Raw genomic sequence first — 14,243 nt, 5'->3', positions numbered from 1 at the left:
CAACGCCCGGCGGTGATACGACAACGCACACCGGCGTGCTACTGACAGGTGGAGGGTAATGACTGATCTGCCCAGGCTGCTGATTCCCGCACGGCACGACGCCAGCGTTGACCGCTGAATCGACTACCGCGTTGATGAGGGATGCAGGCATTGGGCTGATCTTTTTTGAAGGGTTTGGAGAGTGAATCAGCTGATTCACGAGCGCCGACTATAACCAGCGTGGGACATGGATTGCAACGATTTGGACAAAGGGCCAGCAGGGACAGTTGGCGGCGAGGTGAATAGGCTGATGAGCAACGGATAGGCCCATTGATGGGGAGACAGGGAATGCTCGGGATCACATGCCAAGGGAACGGACATATTTGCGGTATCAGGTCTATCGGTCAGAGGCGCGGAAGCAGGCTGCTATCGTTACCCTTCAACTACAGCTTCAGTTGGAACGCCATGGTCCGACTGCCATCGATTTGTCGAAAGTACGTTTCGAACCTATCGACCAACAAGCACTTCAGGCATCAACCCTCTGGAGAGACCAGCACTTTTGCTGGAATGAGGTCATTGAGTGGAAAGGTCGAGAGCCTTTATCTCTGGACATCGCTATCTGGTTTGAAGAGGAACTGTGCGGGCTGTGTTTCGCAAATCCAAATGCCAGCAAAAACAGAATACGAATTGTGCGCCTGGAGGGACGCCCCTACGAATCCCATCCCATCCGTTAAAAAGACGTATCGGGGCACTGGCGATGATTGTGATTGAACAATACGCCCAACTCATAGGCAGCAAGGTTCTCGAGATCCAAGAACCTTTGAAGGGCGCGATTTCACACTATCAAGAGCTTGGCTTCGGCTTCGACACTGGTGGCCGCCTTGTCAAAACCCTGGAGAACCTAGTATCGTGAAAACTGTTCAATTAACGATCAACACAGGAGGAGAAATGAGCAAATCAACAAAGAAGCCGTCCTCCAGAAAAGAGATACCTCCTCTCGGCAAAAAATCCGGTGAGATAACGCTCACTGCGAGTCAGAGGCGTCTGCTGCAGTTACTGATAAAGGGCACTGAAAGCGAAGAGCCGAATGTACTCGCCGCTGGCCGACTGTAGATTTATCAGCAGACGAAAAACCGCTCACAAGGAGCGGTTTTTTTATTTCAACACCCAGCCTCAACCAAACAGCCAATACCCCAGCAACGTCAACACCAGCACCGCCAATACCGGACGCAGGATGCGGTAAGCCTTGGGATTGCGGCGTTTCCACTGTTTGACCACGCCACTGAACTTGTCGCTGAAGCTCTTGCTCCAGGCATAAGCCTGGTTAATGCCGCCGACACGTTCGTCATCAAGGTTCTGCGGGGCGGTGGCACGTCCCAGCCAGGCGCTGATGGCGCGGTTGATGCGGGTCATCAGACGGTTGCTCAATGGGCGTTCGACGTCGCAGAACAGAATGACGCGAGTCTGTTCGGTTTCGTTCTTCACCCAGTGCACGTAGGTCTCGTCGAACATCACGTCTTCACCGTCGCGCCAGGCGTAGACCTGACCGTCGACGAAGATCCGGCAGTCGTCGGAGTTCGGCGTCGACAGGCCCAAGTGATAACGCAGCGAGCCGGCAAACGGATCACGGTGCGGGTTCAGGTGGCTGCCACCGGGCAACAGCGCGAACATCGCGCCTTTGACGTTAGGGATCGCACTGACCAGCGCCACGGTTTTCGGGCACAGGGTTTCGGCCGACGGCAGCGGTTTGTCGTACCACTTGAGGTAGAAACGCTTCCAGCCCTTCTTGAAGAACGAGCCGAAACCAGCGTCATTGTTTTTCTCGGCCGCACGGATGTAGCCCTCATCGAACAGATGCATGGCCTCGTCGCGAATGGTTTCCCAGTTATCGCGCAGCACATCCAGTTCCGGAAACTTGCTGCGATCCAGATACGGTTTGGACGGCACGCCGGAGAACAGGTACATCAGCGCGTTGTACGGGGCGAACAGCGCCGAGTGGTTGACGAACTGACGCAGGACCGGCAAACGCGCCTTGCCGCGCAAATGCACATAGAGGATGCTGCCCACAAACAGCAGCAACACCAACACCTTGGCGGCTAACGAAAAGGTCATCAACGACTCCTTGAATAAAGACAACGCTGCGCAATGCCCTTTAGCCGGCATGGCAGCCGGCCATGATAAACACTACCGGCCTCGGGAAAAACCCGCTGAACCCAAGATTCAGTGTTAAGAATTGCGCAACAAAGCATTTATTAGCATAACGATCCTGAACCCCGGCTGATCTGAGTCAATTCGACTATTGCTGATTCTCCTGCTCGGTGAACAGATCGCTGAACAACATGCTCGACAGATACCGCTCACCGGAGTCCGGCAAAATCACCACGATGGTCTTGCCCTGCATTTCCGGCTTTTCGGCCAGACGCACCGCCACGGCCATGGCCGCGCCGCATGAGATCCCGCACAGGATCCCTTCTTCCTGCATCAGGCGCAGCGCCATGGCCTTGGACTCGTCATCGGTGACCTGCTCCACCCGGTCAACCATCGACAAATCGAGGTTCTTCGGCACGAAACCGGCGCCAATTCCCTGAATCTTGTGCGGGCTTGGCTTGATCTCTTCTCCTGCCAGGGCCTGGCTGATCACCGGCGAAGAGACGGGTTCTACCGCGACCGACAGAATCGGTTTGCCCTGGGTATTCTTGATATACCGCGAAACGCCGGTGATGGTTCCGCCGGTCCCGACGCCAGCCACCAGCACATCGACGGCGCCATCGGTGTCGTTCCAGATTTCCGGGCCGGTGGTTTTTTCGTGGATCGCGGGGTTGGCCGGGTTATCGAATTGCGACGGCATGAAGTATTTGCCGGTATCACTGGCAACGATCTCGGCAGCCTTCTCGATTGCGCCTTTCATGCCCTTGGCCGGTTCGGTCAGGACCAGTTCTGCGCCGAGGGCCTTGAGCACCTTGCGCCGCTCGATGCTCATCGAGGCCGGCATGGTCAGCATCAATTTGTAACCACGGGCGGCGGCAACGAAGGCCAGACCGATGCCGGTATTGCCCGACGTCGGCTCGACGATGGTCATGCCCGGCTTGAGTTTGCCGCTGCTCTCGGCGTCCCAGATCATGTTCGCGCCGATTCGGCATTTGACCGAATAACCGGGGTTGCGTCCCTCGATCTTGGCCAGAATGGTCACGCCACGCGGCGCGATGCGGTTGATCTGCACCAGCGGCGTATTGCCGATGGAATGGGCGTTGTCAGCGAAAATGCGGCTCATGGCTGGGTCCTTATGCAGCGTTGAATTCAGCCTTTCAAGGTATGCCTGTTGCCTGATGCAGTCCAGTCGGGTCGAACGTCTGCGACGCGCAACAGTCAATCGCTTACATCGTTCGGGAACTACCGCCATGAAGCGTCGCTACAGCTGGCCCATCGGAATTTTCGCCATCATCGTCGTGCTGCTGATCGCCCTGCACATCGCCCTGCCCTACGTGGTACGCGATTACTTGAACGGCAAGCTCGCCGACATGGGCGATTACCGCGGTCAGATCACCGATGTCGATCTGGCCCTTTGGCGCGGCGCTTATAAGATCAACGGCCTGAAAATCGTCAAGGTCGACGGCAAGGTGCCGGTGCCGTTCGTCAATGCGCCCGTGATCGATCTGGCGGTCAGCTGGCATTCGCTGTGGTACGACCATGCCGTGGTGGCGCAGGTGCAGTTCTTCAATCCCGAGATCAACTTCGTCGATGGCGGCCCCAACAAGCAGAACTCGCAGACTGGTAAAGGCACCGACTGGCGGGCGCAACTGGGCAAGTTGCTGCCGATCACTCTCGACGAGGTGCAGATCCACGACGGCAAGATCACTTTCCGCAATTTCAACTCCAAACCGCCGGTCAACATGAACGCCAGCAACGTCGAGGCGAGCATCTACAACCTGACCAACGTGGTCGACAAACAGGGCAAACGCGACGCCCGTTTCGAAGGCAAGGCAAAACTGCTCGGCCATGCACCGCTGGAGACCAGCGCCACCTTCGATCCGCTGAGCAACTTCGAAGACTTCCAGTTCCGCCTGCGCGCCCGCGACATCGAACTCAAAAGCATGAACGACTTTGCCTCGGCCTACGGCAAGTTCGACTTCAACGCCGGCCACGGCGACGTGGTCATCGAAGCCCAGGCGAAAAAAGCCCAGGTCAGCGGCTACATCAAACCCTTGCTGCGCGACGTCGAAGTGTTCAACTGGCAGCAGGACGTGGAAAACAAGGACAAGAGCATCTTCCGCTCCGTCTGGGAGGCCATCGTCGGCGGCACGGAAACCGTGCTGAAGAACCAGGCCAAAAACCAGTTCGCCACCAAGGTCGAACTCAGTGGCAACGTGCATCAGCAAAACATCAGTGCGTTCGAAGCGTTTTTGCAGATTTTGCGTAATGGCTTCATTCAGGCTTTCAATGCGCGGTATGAGCGGCCGAAGCCGGATGCGGGCTAATTCTTACGATTAACGACATATCGACCAGACTCTTCAGCCGCCAGCGTGGACTTTTGCTGCAATGAGTCCCAACCAAGACAAGCCAAGGCTAATGACCTTGGCACCGCCTCCCGCCCATTACTGTATCGGCTGATGCTGCGGGCACTGACACCCAGCGCCTCGGCTGCCTGATTCAGTGAGAGTCCGGTACGTGCACGCCAATCGATGAAAATCCGAGTGTTTTCATCGACAGTGTTTTGGGCCAGCGCATCCATATAAAGCGTGTCTGCGCCGATCTGTATATCGGGCTCAAGCCATTCGACCGTCCAGCCATTGTCGTCAAGGGTCGCAGCCGCAAACACTTCGGGATCAAGCAATGGTTGCAGACCTGGATAAGCGTGGATATCTCGGCTCAGGTCAAGGGTCAGATCCTGACCATCAATAAAGGTCAGTTTCAATCGATAACCTGACAGTGCCTGCACAGCCGTCAGACGAGGCCTTTTCATGGGTAACATCGTTTCCAGTCCTCCAGCAGTTGCACTTGATGAGCCGCAACCCAAGCCAGCGCTTCCTTGATAATCAGCGGCGGTGCCTTGCCCGTCATGACTTCGACGGTTTCAAGGCTCAGCATCACGTCCACACCGCCACCGATCAAGTGGACATGGGGTGGCGGGTGATCCTTCTCACGTAACTGAATGCGGTATTTGTCGCGAAATCGGTATTTAGTCGTCATGCCCGACAGACTATCGCCAAATCGGCGATACCTGAATACTGGCCTCTGGCCGAAACCGAGTCAACATGTGACGCCCCATTCAGAGACTGAATAAGCCGTCTGCGTTCACAGTCGACCGGGCTGCGCGTTATAGTCGGGGCATCCGATTTTTTCGCCCCCGCCCTGCCCGTGCAGGTCGGCGTTACCGTTCGAGGATTAGCAGATGAAGTTCGAAGGCACCCAGGCCTACGTCGCCACCGATGACCTGAAGCTGGCGGTCAACGCCGCCATCACCCTGGAGCGGCCGCTGCTGGTCAAGGGCGAACCGGGCACCGGCAAGACCATGCTCGCCGAGCAACTGGCCGAATCGTTCGGCGCCAAGCTGATCACCTGGCACATCAAGTCCACCACCAAGGCCCATCAGGGCCTGTACGAGTACGACGCGGTCAGCCGTCTGCGCGACTCGCAACTGGGCAACGAAAAAGTCCACGACGTGCGCAACTACCTGAAGAAGGGCAAGTTGTGGGAGGCGTTCGAGTCCGAAGAACGCGTCATTCTGCTGATCGACGAAATCGACAAGGCTGACATCGAGTTCCCCAACGACCTGCTGCAAGAACTCGATAAGATGGAGTTCTACGTTTACGAGATCGACGAGACCATCAAGGCCAAGAAGCGCCCGATCATCATCATTACCTCGAACAACGAGAAAGAGCTGCCGGACGCCTTCCTGCGCCGCTGCTTCTTCCATTACATCGCCTTCCCCGACCGTAGCACCCTGCAGAAAATCGTCGACGTGCACTACCCGGACATCAAGAAGGATCTGGTCAGTGAAGCACTGGACGTGTTCTTCGACGTGCGCAAGGTGCCGGGCCTGAAGAAGAAGCCGTCGACCTCCGAGCTGGTCGATTGGCTGAAGCTGCTGATGGCTGACAACATCGGCGAAGCGGTGCTGCGCGAGCGCGATCCGACCAAAGCCATTCCGCCACTGGCCGGTGCGCTGGTGAAGAACGAGCAGGACGTGCAGTTGCTTGAGCGCCTGGCGTTCATGAGCCGTCGCGGTTCTCGCTAAGAGGCTGATGCCATGTTGCTCAACCTGTTCAATGAAATGCGTGCCGCCAAGGTGCCGGTGTCGGTGCGCGAGCTGCTCGACCTGATCAACGCGCTGAAGCAGCGCGTAACCTTCGCCGACATGGACGAGTTCTACTACTTGTCGCGGGCGATTCTGGTCAAGGACGAACGGCATTTCGACAAGTTCGACCGTGCGTTCGGCGCCTACTTCAATGGCCTGGAAAAGCTCGACGATCACTTGCAGGCGCTGATTCCCGAAGACTGGTTGCGCAAGGAATTCGAGCGTTCGCTGACCGATGAGGAACGCGCGCAGATCCAGTCCCTCGGTGGCCTCGACAAGCTGATCGAAGAGTTCAAGAAGCGCCTCGAAGAACAAAAGGAACGCCACGCCGGCGGCAACAAATGGATCGGCACCGGCGGCACCAGCCCGTTTGGCTCCGGCGGCTTCAACCCGGAAGGCATTCGGGTCGGCGATGCCGGCAAGCGTCAGGGCAAAGCGGTCAAGGTCTGGGATCAGCGCGAATACAAGAACCTCGACGATTCGGTGGAACTGGGCACGCGCAACATCAAGGTTGCTCTGCGGCGTCTGCGCAAATTCGCCCGGCAAGGTGCGGCGGAAGAGCTGGACATCGACGGCACCATCGACCACACCGCCAAAGACGCCGGCCTGCTGAACATCCAAATGCGCCCGGAGCGGCGCAACACGGTGAAGCTGTTGCTGCTGTTCGACATCGGCGGCTCGATGGACGCCCACGTGAAGATCTGCGAGGAGTTGTTCTCGGCGTGCAAGACCGAGTTCAAGCATCTGGAGTACTTCTACTTCCACAACTTCATTTATGAATCGGTGTGGAAGAACAACATGCGCCGCACGTCCGAACGCTTCTCGACGCAGGATCTGCTGCACAAGTACGGCGCCGACTACAAAGTGATCTTCATCGGTGACGCCGCCATGGCGCCCTACGAAATCACCCAGGCCGGCGGCAGCGTCGAGCACTGGAACGAAGAGCCGGGATACCTGTGGATGCAGCGTTTCATGGAAAAGTACAAGAAGCTCATCTGGATCAATCCGTATCCGAAGGACACGTGGGGCTATACCTCGTCGACCAATATCGTGCGCGATTTGATCGAGGATCAGATGTATCCGCTGACGTTGCGTGGGCTTGAGGAAGGGATGCGGTTTTTGTCCAAATAAAAAGCCAAAGATCGCAGCCTTCGGCAGCTCCTACAGAAAAATTCGCGTTTCCATGTAGGAGCTGCCGAAGGCTGCGATCTTTTGATCTTCAACCAAAGCGCTGCAAATACTCGACATGCTCGCGGTGTGCGACGTCCTGCACCACCGGCCTAAACCGCACCTGCGCCCCTGGCAGACATTGCGCCAGTCGCGCCAGCGCCAACGGCGTCAACGCTCCCAACCGTGGATACCCGCCAATCGTCTGCCGATCATTGAGCAAGACAATCGGCTGCCCGTCCGGCGGCACCTGCACCGCGCCCAGCGGAATGCCCTCGGAAATCATCGGCCGGCCCTGGTACTGCAACGCCTTGCCCAACAGTCGAATGCCCATGCGGTCGGCGCGACTGTCGAGCGTCCACGGACTGTTGAACACATCAAACAGACTCTGCCCGCTGAACTGGCCGATCTGTGCGCCGAGCACCAGATCCAGCGGTGCATTGAGGCGCAAATCAGGTCGATGCGCCAGCGGCACTTCACGCACCTGCAGCGCCGCACCGCAATAACTCAATGTCGCGCCCTTGGTCAGCGGTAACCCCATACCATCCAATCCACCGAGTTCTTCGCGCACCACCGTGGCACTGCTGCCCAGCACCTGCGGCGCGTCGAAACCACCGGGCGCCGCCAGATAAGCCCGGGCGCCGAGCAGCGGTTGGGTGAACCTCAATGTTTGCCCTTGGCCCAGTTTGAAACTGCGCCACGGCGCCAGCGCCTGCCCATCAATCTGCGCACCGAGATCAGCGCCGGCCAGCGCCAGCAAGCAGTCGTCCTGCGCCACCACGGCAAATCCGCCGAGGGTGATTTCGATCGCAGGCAGATCCAGCCGGTTACCCAGCAGCCAGTTGGCCCAGTTCATCGAACACCAATCTGCCGCGCCGCCCTGAGTCACGCCCAAATGGCGCACGCCAAAACGCCCGGCGTCCTGCAACAAACACAGCGGCGTGCTGGCCTCAATCGTCAATCGGCTCATGCCAGCGCCTCCAGTGGCGTATCATCGCCGCCCAGGTTGACGAACTCGGCGTGGCTCACCCCTTCGAAACGCACGGTGTCGCCGGGTTGCATCAGGCTGTAGCCGTCGCGATGGCGGTCGAACAGTTTCGCCGGGGTGCGGCCGATCAGGTTCCAGCCGCCGGGGGACACCACCGGATAAGCCGCGGTCTGCCGCTCGGCAATACCGACGCTGCCGGCCGCGACTTTCTTGCGCGGGGTGTCCAGGCGTGGCGCCGCGAGAATTTCTTCCACCAGCCCCATGAAGGCGAATCCCGGTGCGAAGCCGAGGGCAAACACCTGATATTCACGAGCGCTGTGACGGCGGATCACCTCCTCCACCGCCAACCCGCTGCGCTGCGCCAGCAGGCTCAGTTCGGGGCCGACACTCAGGTCGTACCAGACCGGCAACACATGGCACTGGCCGCTGGTACGCGCATTCGGCGACAGGTCGATCAAGGCTTCAGCGATCAGTTCCCGGGCCTGACTCGGGCTCAACGCAGTCAGGTCGTAATGCACCATCAACGTGGTGTAGGACGGCACCAAGTCGATCAACTGCGCGCCAAATACCGCGCGCAGACGCTCACTGGCGGCGAGCATCCACGGCATGTTGGTTTCGGCAATTTCATCGAACAGGCGCAACATCAGGCAGTCGAGGGCCACCACTTCAATCCGTGGGCTCATGGCGCGCTCTGCTGATTCAGGGCCTCGCGAATGCGCTGCACGGCGGCCACCGAACTGGCGTTGTCGCCATGCACGCACAAGGTGTTGGCCTGCAGATGCAGCGCACTGCCGTCGCTGGCGACGAGTTCACCGCCACGGGCGATGGTCAGGGCCTGTTCGATGATTGTTTCTGGTTCGTGATGCACCGCGCCCGCCAGTTGCCGCGACACCAGTCGGCCGGCGCTGTCGTAGGCGCGGTCGGCGAAGGCTTCGAACCACAGGGTCACGCCATATTCGTCGCCGAGCTGTTGCGCCGCCGCGTTGTCGCGGGTGGCCATTAACATCAGCGGCAAACTGCGATCGTAAGCAGCGACGGCCTGAATCACCGCACGCAACTGTGCCAGGTTGGCCATCATGTCGTTGTACATCGCGCCGTGGGGTTTGACGTAACTGACTCGCCCGCCCTGCGCGCGGCAAATGCCGTCGAGCGCGCCGATCTGGTAATGCAGGATGTCTTGCAGCTCTTGCGCGGAATAAGCCATGGAACGCCGACCGAAGCCAACCAGATCCTGATAGGCCGGATGTGCGCCGATCTGCACGCCGTGGCTCAGGGCCAGACTGACGGTCTTGCGCATGATGCCCGGGTCACCGGCATGGAAGCCGCAGGCCACGTTGGCGCAGTCGATGAAGGGCATGACTTCGGCGTCCAGACCCATGGTCCAGCTGCCGAAACTCTCGCCGATGTCACAGTTCAATAGCAGGCGGCTCACGGTGAACACTCCTGTAGCTTCTGGTCTTTTTATCTGTAGGACACTTGCCCGGCAGGTTATCAGTTACTGCGCATCCAGTTGCTTGCCACGGGTTTCCGGCAGGCTCAACGCGGCCAGAATCACCACGCCGTAGGACACCGCCGCAAACGCACCGATCCCCACGCTCAGCGGCACCTTCTGGCTGAGCAGGCCAATCAGCAGCGGGAACAGAGCCGCCAGCGCCCGGCCGATGTTGTAGCAGAAACCCTGCCCCGAACCGCGAATCCGCGTCGGAAACAACTCGGTGAGAAACGCGCCCATGCCGCTGAAAATCCCCGAGGCGAAGAAGCCCAGTGGAAAGCCCAACCACAGCATCACGCCATTGCTGACCGGCATTTGCGTGTACAGCAAGACGATGGTGAACGAGCCGACCGCGAACAGGATGAAGTTCTTTTTTCGCCCGAGCAGATCAGTCAGATAAGCGCTGATCACATAGCCGACGTAGGAGCCGACAATCACCATCGCCAGATACCCGCCAGTGCCGAGCACGCTCAAACCGCGCTCGTTCTTGAGGAAGGTCGGCAGCCACGAAGTGATCGCGTAGTAACCGCCGAGTGCACCGGTGGTCAGCAAGGAGGCGCGGAACGTGGTGAACAGCATGCCCGGGGCAAAGATCTCGTAGAACTTCGCCGGGTTTTCCGGGGTTTGCGCCGCCTTGGCTTCGCGGTAGATTTCCGGGTCTTTCACCAGCCGACGGACGAAAATCACAAAAATCGCCGGGACGATGCCGAGAATGAACAGCGCCCGCCAGGCCTCTTCCGGCGGCAACACCGAGAACAGCAACGCATACAGAATCGCCGTCAGCCCCCACCCCAGCGCCCATCCGGATTGCACCATGCCCACCGCTTTGCCGCGATCCTTGGCGCGGATCACTTCACCGATCAGCACCGCGCCGGCGGTCCATTCGCCACCGAAACCGAAGCCCATCAGGGTGCGGGCGATCAGCAGCTGTTCGTAGTTCTGCGCGAAACCGCAAAGGAAGGTGAAAAAAGCGAACCACAGCACCGTCAGTTGCAGGGTGCGCACGCGGCCGATGCGGTCGGAGAGAATCCCCGCGACCCAGCCGCCGATGGCCGAGGCAATCAAGGTGCTGGTGTGAATCAGCCCGGCCTGCCCGGTGGTGATGCCCCACATGGCAATCAGGGTCGGCACCACGAAGCTGAGCATCTGCGTGTCCATGCCGTCCAGGCCATAGCCGATCTTGCAGCTCCAGAAGGTGCGACGCTCTTGCTGATTGATATTGCGATACCAGTCGAACGGTCCTGGACGGGCCGTGCTCTTGGGGAGGTCGAGGGTGTCGGGCGCACGCATGGCAAGTCTCCGCAGGCTTTTATTGGTCTTGTTCGAAGTTCCGACGACGCCTATCGTGGGAACCGGATGCGCCGATTTTTCGTCGCCCGGCCCTGCTGCGTCCAACGAATAAAAACCCGCCTTAGGCATAAGAAAAATTTGTCACCCGAGCCGTTGCCATGAACCTGAAGTTTCTCGAGACCTTTGTCTGGGTCGCCCGGCTGAAGAGTTTTCGCCTGACCGCCGACAAGCTGTTCACCACCCAGGCGTCGATTTCCAGCCGCATCGCGGTGCTCGAAGGCGAGCTGGGGGTGAAGCTGTTTCTGCGCGACTCACGCGGCGTCAGCCTGACGCCCGAAGGCCTGAAAGTGCTGGATTACGCCGAGCAGATGCTCGATACGATGTCGGCGCTCAAGCAATCAATCGAGACCCGCTCGAGCAAGGTCGGCCGGGTGCGCATCGGCGTGATGGACACGGTAATCCACACCTGGCTCAGCCCGTTGGTGGCGCAGATGACCGAACGGTATCCGCGGGTGGAAATCGAGCTGGTGGCGGATACCTCGCTGAATCTCTGCGATCAGCTGCAAAAAGGCTTTCTCGACATCGTTCTGCAAACCGATCTGGTGCGCCACGAAAGCGTGCGCAGCCTCGAGCTGGCCAGCCATCCGCTGGGCTGGATCGTCGCGAGCAACTCAATCTACAACCGTGACTACGCCGACCTCGGTGAATTGGCGCAGGAACGGATCATCACCTACTCGAAAAACTCCCGACCGCATCAGGATCTGCTGGCATTGATGCAGGCCAACGGTGTGTTGGCTCCGCGCCTGAACTGCGTGAATTCGGTGTCGGCGATCACCCGGCTGTTGCGTGACGGTTTTGGTATTGGCGTACTGCCGCCGGTGCTGGTGGCCGAGGAATTGGCGCGGGGGGAATTGACCTTGCTCGATATCGATCTGCGACCGTCGGATTTGCAGGTGGTGGTGTCGTGGCGAGTTGGCGTGGAGTGGGTCGAGGAGATGGTGACGTTGTGTCAGCAGGTGCTGGCGGGGTATGCGCGCAAGGTCGGTGAAAAGTACATTGTTTTGAGTAGCTGAAAAGCAAAAGATCGCAGCCTTCGGCAGCTCCTACACAGGAATATGCGTTTCCCTGTAGGAGCTGCCGCAGGCTGCGATCTTTTGCTCTAGACCTTTTACAAGCCGCGCACGTCGCGATCTTCTATCGGCCGGCTCTGGCGCAAACGCCGGCCACCCAGCACCACCCAGTCAATCAGACGAATCAGGCACTCGATGCCGAACGACAGCAGCAACGCGCCGCTCATGCCCCAGATCATCGCTTCCGGGGTCAGCAGGATCTGGTAGCTGTAGCCGTTCCAGGTTTCCTTGCGAATGTCCGGGTCGGCGGCCAGCACCACTTGCAGGAAGCGGATGTACCACGGGCCCTGCATCGCCTGGAACTGTTTATCCAGCGCTGTCTGGCGGTTGAGCAAGGTGCTCAGGCTGTCGGCATCGCTGCGAAATACCGGGTCGTCACTGGCGCGGTAGTGCGCGACCAGCGCTTGCAAGTCGCCCTTGAAAAACTGCTCGGCGGTGCCCTGAAAACCGCGCAGAGCGGTCTGCGCTTCGATCAGATGGGCTTCGACGCGTTTGGCGTAATCGTTGATGAACCCCGGCACCTGGACACCGATCAACAGGCCCGCCGCAAACAACACCAGCCGTAGATAACTGAGCAACATCGAGGAGAGATCCTTTATTCGGTCGTGCCCTGGCTGACGCATTCGCCGCGTCGCCACAGGCTCCATTGGCCCGGTTGGTAACGGGTCCAGGTTTCGTTTTCGGTCAAAGGCTCGGTGGCGATCACCGTAACCACGTCATTGGGCGTGGTTTCCGCCTGGAAATCGACGATCACATCGACATCCTTGAGCCGCGCCGGGCCGAACGGTGCGCGCCGGGTGATCTGTGCCAGTTTGGTCGAGCAATAGCAGAACAGCCAGTCGCCGTCGCTGAGCAGGCAGTTGAACACGCCTTTGCTGCGGTATTCGGCGCAGGCAGCAACCAGATCCGGCAGCAGCACTTCTATATCGACCGGTTCCGGGAAGGCTGCACGCACGCGGTTGAGCAAATCGCAGAACGCCGCTTCGCTGTCGGTGTCGCCCACCGGGCGGTAGAAGCTCTTGATCGGGGTGAAATCGGCGAGCTGGCCGTTGTGCGCGAAACACCAGTTACGGCCCCACAGTTCGCGGACGAACGGGTGGGTGTTGGACAGGCAGACCTTGCCGACGTTGGCCTGACGAATGTGGCCGATGACCACTTCGCTCTTGATCGGATAGCGCTGCACCAGATTGGCGACTTCCGACTCGCTGCTGGCGGCCGGGTCCTGAAACAGGCGCAGACCGCGCCCTTCATAGAAGGCGATGCCCCAGCCGTCGCGGTGCGGGCCGGTACGCCCGCCGCGCTGCATCAAGCCGGTGAAGCTGAACACGATATCGGTCGGCACGTTGGCACTCATGCCCAGTAGTTCACACATGTGCTGACCTCGTGATTACAGACGCGGCTCGACGCGCATGCGCTGCGGATTGTTCGGCAATGGCGGGCGACCGTAGCGGTCATCACCGGCAGCGCCGAACGGCTGATCGCCGTCGCGATCATCGGCACGCGCCGCGGCCTTGGCGGCTTCGGCCTGCTCGCGACGGGCGCGTGAGGCGCGTTCGATCGGGAAGCGGATCAGCACGAAAATCAGGTAGATGCCGAACGCAATCATGCCGTACATGAACAGGTCGGAAATCGCCCGCCAGGCGTTGTTGCCGACCTTGAAGGCCAGATCCAGCGCAGTAATGGCGATCGACGGTGCAACCTTGGCTTTCACCGGATCAATGATGGTCGGGCTGAACAGCAACACCGCCATCAGCACCCGCAGCGGCTCGCGCAGCCAGCGCCACATCCAGCGGGTCAGGCGCATCCATACCAACAGGCAGCCCACAGCGGCGAAGGCGTAGAGGCCCCAGGCGATCAGATAGTCGTTCTCGGTCATGGTGTCCATGGCAAGGCAGGCAAAGA

General features: G+C 59.5%; 15 protein-coding genes. 4 read left to right on the top strand and 11 right to left on the bottom strand.

All coding sequences use genetic code 11. The features are described from left to right. Positions 1-1,152: 1,152 nt before the first annotated feature. Positions 1,153-2,091, bottom strand: a complete 939-nt coding sequence (locus tag ACTJKS_RS16300; protein ID WP_047292347.1) for an aspartyl/asparaginyl beta-hydroxylase domain-containing protein — start codon at positions 2,089-2,091, stop codon at positions 1,153-1,155. A 184-nt stretch (positions 2,092-2,275) separates the two neighbouring features. Then, positions 2,276-3,250 carry a cysteine synthase A gene (gene cysK, locus ACTJKS_RS16295; protein ID WP_041070300.1) on the bottom strand — a complete coding sequence of 325 codons (975 nt, stop codon included), beginning with the start codon at positions 3,248-3,250 and terminating at the stop codon, positions 2,276-2,278. Between the two features lie 127 nt (positions 3,251-3,377). Here cysK and ACTJKS_RS16290 point away from each other — a divergent pair, with 127 nt between their 5' ends. After that, positions 3,378-4,454: a DUF748 domain-containing protein gene (locus tag ACTJKS_RS16290; RefSeq protein WP_108181972.1), complete on the top strand. Its 1,077-nt coding sequence runs from the start codon at positions 3,378-3,380 to the stop codon at positions 4,452-4,454. Here the strand turns inward: ACTJKS_RS16290 and ACTJKS_RS16285 are convergent. Together ACTJKS_RS16285 and ACTJKS_RS16280 are read right to left on the bottom strand one after the other, a co-directional pair. Then, positions 4,451-4,948, bottom strand: a complete 498-nt coding sequence (locus ACTJKS_RS16285) for a DUF2442 domain-containing protein (protein WP_086791990.1) — start codon at positions 4,946-4,948, stop codon at positions 4,451-4,453. The two genes, ACTJKS_RS16290 and ACTJKS_RS16285, sit on opposite strands and share 4 nt — an antisense overlap. Further along, positions 4,936-5,166, bottom strand: coding sequence for a DUF4160 domain-containing protein (locus ACTJKS_RS16280; protein ID WP_097086717.1), 231 nt, complete (start codon positions 5,164-5,166; stop codon positions 4,936-4,938). Before ACTJKS_RS16280 ends, ACTJKS_RS16285 begins: the two co-directional genes overlap by 13 nt. A 202-nt stretch (positions 5,167-5,368) precedes the next feature. Here ACTJKS_RS16280 and ACTJKS_RS16275 point away from each other — a divergent pair, with 202 nt between their 5' ends. Both ACTJKS_RS16275 and ACTJKS_RS16270 read left to right on the top strand, forming a co-directional pair. Continuing rightward, positions 5,369-6,214 (top strand): AAA family ATPase, encoded by an 846-nt coding sequence (locus ACTJKS_RS16275; RefSeq protein ID WP_003222636.1) that lies wholly within the window; start codon positions 5,369-5,371, stop codon positions 6,212-6,214. A gap of 12 nt (positions 6,215-6,226) precedes the next feature. Beyond that, a complete protein-coding gene (locus ACTJKS_RS16270; RefSeq protein ID WP_027614532.1) occupies positions 6,227-7,405 on the top strand; it encodes a vWA domain-containing protein in 1,179 nt (392 codons plus the stop codon). Between the two features lie 88 nt (positions 7,406-7,493). On the opposite strand, the gene ACTJKS_RS16265 is transcribed toward ACTJKS_RS16270, so the two are convergent. From ACTJKS_RS16265 to ACTJKS_RS16250, 4 genes are all read right to left on the bottom strand, one after another. Further along, positions 7,494-8,411, bottom strand: coding sequence for a biotin-dependent carboxyltransferase family protein (locus ACTJKS_RS16265; RefSeq protein WP_108181971.1), 918 nt, complete (start codon positions 8,409-8,411; stop codon positions 7,494-7,496). Next, positions 8,408-9,112, bottom strand: a complete 705-nt coding sequence (pxpB, locus tag ACTJKS_RS16260) for a 5-oxoprolinase subunit PxpB (RefSeq protein WP_108181970.1) — start codon at positions 9,110-9,112, stop codon at positions 8,408-8,410. The genes ACTJKS_RS16265 and pxpB overlap by 4 nt, the downstream gene beginning before the upstream one ends. Then, positions 9,109-9,861, bottom strand: coding sequence for a 5-oxoprolinase subunit PxpA (locus ACTJKS_RS16255; protein ID WP_108181969.1), 753 nt, complete (start codon positions 9,859-9,861; stop codon positions 9,109-9,111). The genes pxpB and ACTJKS_RS16255 overlap by 4 nt, the downstream gene beginning before the upstream one ends. 63 nt (positions 9,862-9,924) lie before the next feature. Beyond that, positions 9,925-11,211, bottom strand: coding sequence for an MFS transporter (locus ACTJKS_RS16250; RefSeq protein ID WP_041070314.1), 1,287 nt, complete (start codon positions 11,209-11,211; stop codon positions 9,925-9,927). 158 nt (positions 11,212-11,369) lie between these two features. Between ACTJKS_RS16250 and ACTJKS_RS16245 the strand changes: the two genes are divergently transcribed. After that, positions 11,370-12,284: a LysR family transcriptional regulator gene (locus ACTJKS_RS16245; RefSeq protein ID WP_108181968.1), complete on the top strand. Its 915-nt coding sequence runs from the start codon at positions 11,370-11,372 to the stop codon at positions 12,282-12,284. A gap of 95 nt (positions 12,285-12,379) precedes the next feature. On the opposite strand, the gene ACTJKS_RS16240 is transcribed toward ACTJKS_RS16245, so the two are convergent. The 3 genes from ACTJKS_RS16240 to ACTJKS_RS16230 are packed head-to-tail and all read right to left on the bottom strand — an operon-like array spanning position 12,380 to position 14,226. Then, a complete protein-coding gene (locus ACTJKS_RS16240; RefSeq protein ID WP_108181967.1) occupies positions 12,380-12,922 on the bottom strand; it encodes a DUF2937 family protein in 543 nt (180 codons plus the stop codon). A 14-nt stretch (positions 12,923-12,936) separates the two neighbouring features. After that, positions 12,937-13,713: a class II glutamine amidotransferase gene (locus tag ACTJKS_RS16235; RefSeq protein ID WP_007969599.1), complete on the bottom strand. Its 777-nt coding sequence runs from the start codon at positions 13,711-13,713 to the stop codon at positions 12,937-12,939. 15 nt (positions 13,714-13,728) lie between these two features. Next, on the bottom strand, positions 13,729-14,226 hold the full coding sequence (locus ACTJKS_RS16230) for an MFS transporter (protein ID WP_262948857.1): 498 nt from the start codon (positions 14,224-14,226) through the stop codon (positions 13,729-13,731). Between the last annotated feature and the right edge of the window lie 17 nt (positions 14,227-14,243).

It is taken from the genome of Pseudomonas sp. 22189 (assembly GCF_052045635.1).
Classification (GTDB): Bacteria; Pseudomonadota; Gammaproteobacteria; order Pseudomonadales; family Pseudomonadaceae; genus Aquipseudomonas; species Aquipseudomonas parakoreensis.
The sequence above is the reverse complement of the archived record's forward strand: the minus strand, read 5'-3'. Positions and strand labels throughout refer to the sequence as shown.